Origin of the sequence: Rhodococcus sp. HNM0569 (assembly GCF_012726205.1) — a bacterium.
Classification (GTDB): Bacteria; Actinomycetota; Actinomycetes; order Mycobacteriales; family Mycobacteriaceae; genus Rhodococcus_F.
The window spans coordinates 159900-167101 of the sequence record NZ_JAASAE010000009.1 but is presented as its reverse complement, the minus strand read 5'-3'; the positions used below and the strand labels follow the sequence as shown (position 1 = coordinate 167101).

6 protein-coding genes are annotated in these 7202 nt (G+C 69.1%); 2 read left to right on the top strand and 4 right to left on the bottom strand.

Annotation, left to right across the window (positions count from 1 at the left end; all coding sequences use genetic code 11):
- Positions 1-445: HNH endonuclease signature motif containing protein (locus HCA44_RS14285; RefSeq protein ID WP_169649450.1), on the top strand; the 445-nt coding region annotated here is incomplete at its 5' end.
- 32 nt (positions 446-477) lie between these two features.
- On the opposite strand, the gene HCA44_RS14280 is transcribed toward HCA44_RS14285, so the two are convergent.
- The 4 genes from HCA44_RS14280 to HCA44_RS14265 form a co-directional block, all read right to left on the bottom strand.
- A complete protein-coding gene (locus HCA44_RS14280) occupies positions 478-1563 on the bottom strand; it encodes a GIY-YIG nuclease family protein (RefSeq protein ID WP_169649448.1) in 1086 nt (361 codons plus the stop codon).
- A gap of 138 nt (positions 1564-1701) precedes the next feature.
- On the bottom strand, positions 1702-3633 hold the full coding sequence (locus HCA44_RS14275; protein ID WP_169649446.1) for an FAD-dependent monooxygenase: 1932 nt from the start codon (positions 3631-3633) through the stop codon (positions 1702-1704).
- Positions 3634-3639: 6 nt separating this feature from the next.
- Positions 3640-4974 (bottom strand): MFS transporter, encoded by a 1335-nt coding sequence (locus tag HCA44_RS14270; protein ID WP_169649444.1) that lies wholly within the window; start codon positions 4972-4974, stop codon positions 3640-3642.
- 165 nt (positions 4975-5139) lie between these two features.
- Positions 5140-6066, bottom strand: a complete 927-nt coding sequence (locus HCA44_RS14265) for a LysR substrate-binding domain-containing protein (protein ID WP_169649442.1) — start codon at positions 6064-6066, stop codon at positions 5140-5142.
- A 178-nt stretch (positions 6067-6244) separates the two neighbouring features.
- On the opposite strand from HCA44_RS14265, the gene HCA44_RS14260 reads away from it, so the two are divergent.
- Positions 6245-7192: an aldo/keto reductase gene (locus tag HCA44_RS14260; RefSeq protein ID WP_169649440.1), complete on the top strand. Its 948-nt coding sequence runs from the start codon at positions 6245-6247 to the stop codon at positions 7190-7192.
- Positions 7193-7202: the final 10 nt, after the last annotated feature.

Sequence of the window (7202 nt, the reverse complement as noted above, 5' to 3'; positions counted from 1 at the left end):
CGGCATACGTGTGCCCTGGACACCGTGGGGCGGCACCATGTCGATCACGGCTGCCCGAAAGACCGCGTGCGACTCCGACGTCACGCCGGTCGTCGTCGACGACGCGGGCGTGCCGCTCGCGATGGGCCGCACCACCCGCCTCGTCACCCAGTCCCAGCGTCGGGCGCTGCGGGTGCGCGATCGTGGCTGCGCCTTCCCCGGCTGCGGCGCACCCACCGGATGGACCGAAGCACACCACATCGTCCCGTGGATCGACGGCGGACCCACCGACCTCGACAACCTCGTCCTGCTCTGCACCCACCATCACCGGTTCGTGCACCACAGCGGCTGGACCGTCCACATCCACGACGACGACCACATGCCGTGGTTCACACCACCACCCACACCACACTGGCCGAGCGAACCACTCCCGGCACACCGCAATTCGATACCGCTACTCGCATGACGTGGGCCGAACGCCGGTGGCCGGTGGACAGGTCAGCGGCCGGGCAGCGCGCGAGTGAGACGCGGAACCCACCCCGAGGCCGGCCACTTCTTGAGGCCGGCGCGATTCGGGGTGAGCCGGGTGCCGACGAAGCGTGCGGAGAGGTCTTGGTCGGTCGTCGCGGCGAACTGCCACAGCTGACCGTCATCGATGCGCGCCGCGACCGACCAGTCACTGATGCGGAAGACGGCCCGCACGACGTCGTCGGCGAAGACGAACACGGGCAGATCCGCGACCTGCCGCACGGCCGAACCCGCGGCCCACGGCCCCTTCGCGACATCCCGGATCTCGTCCGGCGTCAATCCGTGCCGAGCTGCACCGGGCACCTCGAGAAGCAGCGCGGGAGTGGGCAGGTCGGGTGCGGGCTCGGCGGAGTAGCGCACCGCGAGGTCTTCGATGCGCACGGCTCCCACCTGCGGACCGGGCACGAGATCGGGGCGTTGCGCGAGCGCAAGCGCCCGCGTCGAGGCGAGCACCTGCCCCTCGGCGGCCGGCCGGTGCTCGAATTCTGCGCCGTGGTCGAGGATCCAGTGCTCGGCCTCGAGACCCGAGTCGTAGATGTCGCGGATCGTGGTGACGACGCGTGCACGCACGTCGTCGGGCAACTCGGCGCGGGTTGCGGTTTCGAGATGGTCGGTCTGCGCGAGAGCTTCCCACACGAGCGCGAACACGTCGTTGCCGCGACCGGCACCGACGTGGAACACAGTGCGACTGCGGGGGTCGACGACGGCATAGGTGTAGCCGCCGAGCTCGTCGGCGACCCTGCTCGCCAGCGGAACCGGCACAGGACGCGTCTGGTACACCTCACGCAACACGAGTCGGGTGGCGGCGAGCTTGAGCGCGACGGGGACGCCGCCCTCGATGCCGTCGAAAAGTGCGGCCGCGGCGGCCTGTACCGAGTGAAAGGTGCGTCCGATGTTGCGTTCGAGTGAGTTCGTGACGTCGACGAACTGTGCGATACGCACCAGCGGGTCGGCTGACGCGTCGGGGATGTCGTTCGACGCGAGGAAGCTGCGCACCTCGGCCGAGTCGAGCCAGCGGGAGGTGATGTCGAGCGGGATCGTCCAGACGGTAGCCATTGTTCGACCTTAAGGGAAAGCGAGCCTGCACAGCCCGAGGCCTGCGGACACGCACGGCGGCGGCCGGTGCGGTTCCCTGATCCGGGCACCGCACCGGCCGCCGCCGAGCAGCATCTGCAAACGGACCAGTGAGAGGTGCTACACCGTGAGACGTTCGTCTGCGGCGACAGGCCGCGGATCGCTCGCGGCCGCGAGCGCTTCCTCGAACTCACGCTGGCCGACACCCGCACCGAGCACGAGGGCGAGCCGCGTGAGGAAAGCCTCCCGGTCGTCGGCGCCCGACTGGTCGAGCGCGTCCGACAGACCGAGCCACACGTTCTCTCGCAGCAACTCCGCGGGATCGACGTCGATCGGTCGCGGTGCGGGCAGCCGGTCACCCGTGGGGGCCGTCGCGGACGCGACATGGTCGGCGACGGTGTCGAGCGCGGCGAGGTCGTTGGTGCGGGCCAGGATCAGGCCGTCCGGTCGGATCACGAACACCTCGCCGGGCCGCGCGCCGAGCGCGTCGGTGAGGCCGTCCTCGACGAGAACGACCAGGTCGTCGCGCGGTGCGATCGCGTCGCCAGGTGCAGCGGTGACGAGAGTCGCGACGGTTTCGGGTGCCCACCGCGCAGCGAACCGCTGGGCGGCCTCGGCAATCGACGTCGCAGCTCCGCTCGTGACGCCCGTGGCGAGGAAGGTGAACCCACCCCCGCGCTGGACACCGAGTGACGACTCGACGACACCGGCGTCGGTGGCGACCCGCACCGTGCGGTCTTCGAGCGGGTCTCCGCTCACGACACCGGTGCCGTCTCCCTCGCGCGGCCACGTCAGTGGCGACAGGTGTGCCTGTGTCGCGCTGGACTGACGCGGGTTGACCAGGTGCGAGTACTCCGGGCGGTTCACCGCGAGGGCGAGCCCCGCGTCACGCGTCGTGCGGTACCCGTGCGTACCGGGCGACATCATGAGCGTCGACTTGCCTGCGTTGTCGACGTTCTGACGCCACGCGGCGTGGCGCTCGGCCGAGTAGGCGCCGAGCAGGGCTTCGTCGGCGTTGCCGTGCAGCACGGCCGACAGCATCCACGCGAGGGTCTCGGCGTCCTCGAGGCCCGAATTGAGCCCGCGCACACCGAAGATCGGAACGAGGTGCGCTGCGTCACCGGCGAACAGGATGCGGCCGTGCACGAAGCTTTCGAGCGCGAGAGCCCGCGCGCGATAGAAGCCGTGCCATTCGAGCGTCCACGGCTTGTCGTTCTCGAGCCACGCGAGATGCCTCGTGATCCGCTCGCGGATCCGGTCTTCCTGAGTCTCGAGTTCGGCGTCCTCGTTCTCGTCGAGCTGGTAGTCGATGCGCCAGATGTCGCGCGGCTGCTGGTGCATGATGATCGTCGAGCCGGGGTTGCTCGGCGGGTCGAACCACACCATGCGTTCGGCGGGCAGTTCGGACTCCCAGTGGATGTCGGCGATCACGTAGTTGCCCGAGTAGCTGTCGCCCTTCATGCGCAGACCTGCCAGTTCGCGCATGCGGCTGCGGCCGCCGTCTGCGGCGACGACCCACTGCGCGTGCAAGCGCCGCGTGCCTGCCTCGGTCTCGACCTCGACGACGGCATGGTCCTGCTCCCGCAGCAGTCCCGTCACCGGCGACTTCCAGTGCAGCGTGACGAGCGGTTCGTCGGCGATCGCGTCGACCATCACCTGCTCGAATTCCGACTGGGACACGTTGACCATCGGGCCACGCACGTCGTCGGGCCCGTTCTTCATCTGGAACTCGAGCACCTGGTCGCGGCGGTAGAAACTGCGTCCGCCGACCCAGGGCAGCACGATCTTCTCGAGCTCGGCGCCGAAGCCGAGGCGCGTGGCGACCTCGAGGCTGTGGCGCGAGATGCAGATCGCGCGGCTGCCGAACGACACCTGGTCGGCGGCTTCGAGGATCGTGACGGGGGTGCCGCGGCGGGCGAGACCGAGCGCGACGGCCATACCGACCGGCCCAGCCCCGACGACCACGACCGGCAGCGCGTCGGCGCCCTCGGGGGTCGAGTCGAAGATCGCGGCCGGATGCTTGCCCGGCTGGTAGTAGCTGGAGGCAGACATGAAGCGTTACGCCACCTTTTCTGTGTTGTCGACCGGCGCGACGCGTTCGTCGCCGGGGTGCGTCTCGTGGAGCGCGAGGATCGAGGCGAGGCTGAGGACGGCGACGAACGCGAAGTACGCGGTGATCGCGTAGGCGGTGCCGAAGGTGCCGTACAGCCACGTCGCGAGGAACGGCGCGAGGCCGCCGCCGAGGATCGCGCCGATCTGGTAGCCGAGGGACGCGCCGCTGTAGCGGATGTGCGCGGGGAACAGTTCGGCGAACAGGGCCGACTGCGGTCCGGCAGCACAGCCGAGCACCCACGCGAGGGCGATCATCGCGATCTGCATGACGGGGATCGACGCGGTCTCCATGAGCGGGAAGAACGCGACTGCGACGACGAGCAGCGCGACGGAGCTGACGATGTAGACGCGCCTGCGGCCCCACGAGTCGGACTTGTAGGCGCTGAACGCCATGCCGGCCATCCACACGGGGCACGACACGATGAGCAGCGTGAGCATCGTGGACCGGCTGAACCCGAGGTGTTCGGTGCCGTAGTTGAGGACGTAGACCATGAACACGTATGCGATGCCGTTGGTCGCGATGAACGTGCCTGCCGCGAGCAGCACCGAACGCCAGTTCTTCGTGAGCACCTCGACCAGCGGGAGCTTTGCGACCTTGTCGCTCGCCTTGACCTCGGCGAACTCGTCGGACTCGGTGACGCCGAGCCGAATCCACATCGCGACGGCGACCAGCGCAGCGCTCGCGAGGAACGGCACCCGCCAACCCCACGAACGGAACGCCTCGTCCGAGAGGACCGAGGTGACCAGGAGGAACACGAGATTGGCGGCCATGACGCCTGCGGGGACACCCATCTGGGGCGCCGCCCCGTACAGGCCGCGCTTGCCGGCAGGCGCGTTCTCGGTGGCGACCAGCACGGCGCCGCCCCATTCGCCGCCGACGCCGATGCCCTGCACGAACCGGAAGACGACGAGCAGGATCGGCGCGAGCACACCGATCGCCTCGTAGTTGGGCAGCAGCCCGATGCCGACCGTCGCGGCACCCATCAGCGTGAGCGACAGCACGAGCATCGACTTGCGGCCGATGCGGTCGCCGAAGTGGCCCATCACGACTCCGCCGATCGGGCGCGCGACGAAGCCGACCGCGAAGGTCGCGAACGCGGCGAGCGTCCCGGCGAACGACGACGCACCTGGGAAGAACTGCGGGCCGATGATCAGGGCCGCGGCGGTGCCGTAGATGAAGAAGTCGTACCACTCGATCGCGGTGCCGACGAAGCTGGACAACACGGCACGCCGTGCTTGTCGCGGCGACGTCGTTGTCGTCGCGTCAGCAAGCTGGGTCATCGTTGAACCTTTCCGGTGGATCGTCGTGCCGCGTGTCGCCCGCGGGGTGGACACGTGAGCGCACTCTCGGCACCAGTCGACGATGACCGCTCTCACACCTCAGGAAAAGCGCAAACATCCGGAGTAATAACCGGGAAAATCCGAGGAATGAGCAGTCGGCGCTGGTCAGCGGCCATGGCCATCGGTTCGCTCGGCAGCGAAATCGACGAACGCTCGTGCCGCCCGGCTCAGCACGGATTCGCGGTGCCACGCGACGACCACGGCCACGGGCGCCCCCGCGGCGATGGGACGCACCACGACGTGGCGGCCCTCGTAGGTGACGTCGTAACGCGGCCGCTGGAGAAGGATGCCCCAGCCGAGCCCGCGGCCGACGAACGCGCGTGCGGTCTCGAAGTTCGCGGTGCGATAGGCGACGCGCGGCGAGAACCCGGCCTCCCGGCACAGCCCCATCGCGTGGTTGCTGCTCGGTGGGGCGTCGAGCAGGACCATGGGATCGTCGGCGAGGTCGGCGAGGTCGATCGGCTGGTCGGGAATCGCGAGGGGATGCTCGGGGCTCAGGACGACGAGCGGCGTGCGCTCCATCAGGGTGCGCGTCCGCCATTCCGGCGACAGGTCGAGCGCGTACACGATCGCGAGATCGAGCGCGCCGTCGTCGAGACGCGTGCGCAGCTGGTTCTGGGTGTCCTCGTGGAACTGGACGGACGCCCTCGGGTACTCGCTCGTGAACCCGTCGATGAGCGACGGAAGGATCGTCGGACCGAGCGCGGGATAGCACCCGACGGCGACGGGCCCGGCGACGACACCGCCCACGCCCGACGCGTCGGCCTGCAACTCGCCTGCCTGCTGGAGCAGCTGCCGCGCGCGTCCCAGCACGGCCTCGCCGGTGGGGGTCAGCCTGATGCCCCGTGCACGCCTGCGAATACAGAGTTGCGCACCGAGCGCCTTTTCGAGATCGGAGACCGCGGCCGACAGCGCCGACTGCGACAGGTGCATCCGTTCGGACGCGCCGCTGATGGTGCCGGTCTCCGCGACCGCGACGAATGCGGCGAGCTGGCGGATCGTGTAGTTCGGCACGGCGTCCTGGCGGGGCATACCGAAAACGCTAGTCCGGTCGCCTCCCCCGCACACCGACACCGTGTGGGCTGCGCGAAACGGTCACGGGCTGCGATAACGTCTAGCTCGAACGACGCACGCACATCCGAACGACGAGAACGCGCGATCGGCGCTCCGGTCGCGGTTCCCGGTCGGTGGACTTGGAACGGAGAACCCGGTGGTCGCGGTAGGTCAGTCCGACCTTGACATCTTTCCCTTGGCGCTCGGCGGCAACACCTTCGGTTGGACGGCCGACGAGCAGGTGTCCTTCGACATCCTCGACGACTTCACCGCGGGGGGCGGCAACATGATCGACACCGCCGATTCGTATTCCGCGTTCGCACCGGGCAACTCGGGCGGCGAGTCGGAAACGATCATCGGCAAGTGGCAGCGTGCACGCGACATCCGCGAGCACATCGTCCTCGCGACGAAGGTGAGCAGGCATCCCGACTTCCGCGGGCTCGCGCCCGCCAACATCCGGGCCGCCGCGGAGGCGTCGCTGACGCGGCTGCAGACCGATCACATCGACCTGTACTACGCGCACTACGACGACCCCGACGTCCCGCTCGAGGAATCGCTCGCGGCGTTCGACCAGCTGATCGACGACGGCCTGGTGCGCTATGTCGGCATCTCCAACTACACGCCCGAACGCGTGCAGGAGTGGTTGGACGTGGCCGAACGCAACGGCTTCCGGCGCCCGATCGCGTTGCAGCCCGAGTACAACCTTGTGCACCGCGCGCGCTACGAGAAGGCGTACGCGCCGCTCGCCCTCGCGAATCACCTCGCGGTCTTTCCGTACTATTCACTCGCCGCCGGGTTCCTCACCGGCAAGTACCATTCGCCTGCCGACGCGGGGGGGCGTCAGCGCGGCCGGATGGTCGAGAAGTACATGACCGACGCGGGTTTCGCCGTGGTCGAGGAACTCGAGACCGTCGCTCGGGCACACGACGTCGAGACGGCCACGGTCGCTCTCGCGTGGCTGCTCACCCGCCACGGGGTCACGGCACCGCTCGCGAGCGCGAGCCGCACCGATCAGATGCCGAGCCTGATGGACGCGCCGTCGGTGGTCCTCACCTCGGACGAGCTGGGCCGTCTCGACGCACTGTCGACCGCGGTTCACGGCTGAGTCGCGGTCT

Excerpts from the sequence above, each read along its gene's own strand:
- HCA44_RS14280 (WP_169649448.1), bottom strand. The coding sequence starts at position 1,563 with ATGGCTACCGTCTGGACGATCCCGCTCGACATCACCTCCCGCTGGCTC.
- HCA44_RS14275 (WP_169649446.1), bottom strand. The coding sequence starts at position 3,633 with ATGTCTGCCTCCAGCTACTACCAGCCGGGCAAGCATCCGGCCGCGATC.
- HCA44_RS14270 (WP_169649444.1), bottom strand. The coding sequence starts at position 4,974 with ATGACCCAGCTTGCTGACGCGACGACAACGACGTCGCCGCGACAAGCA.
- HCA44_RS14265 (WP_169649442.1), bottom strand. The coding sequence starts at position 6,066 with ATGCCCCGCCAGGACGCCGTGCCGAACTACACGATCCGCCAGCTCGCC.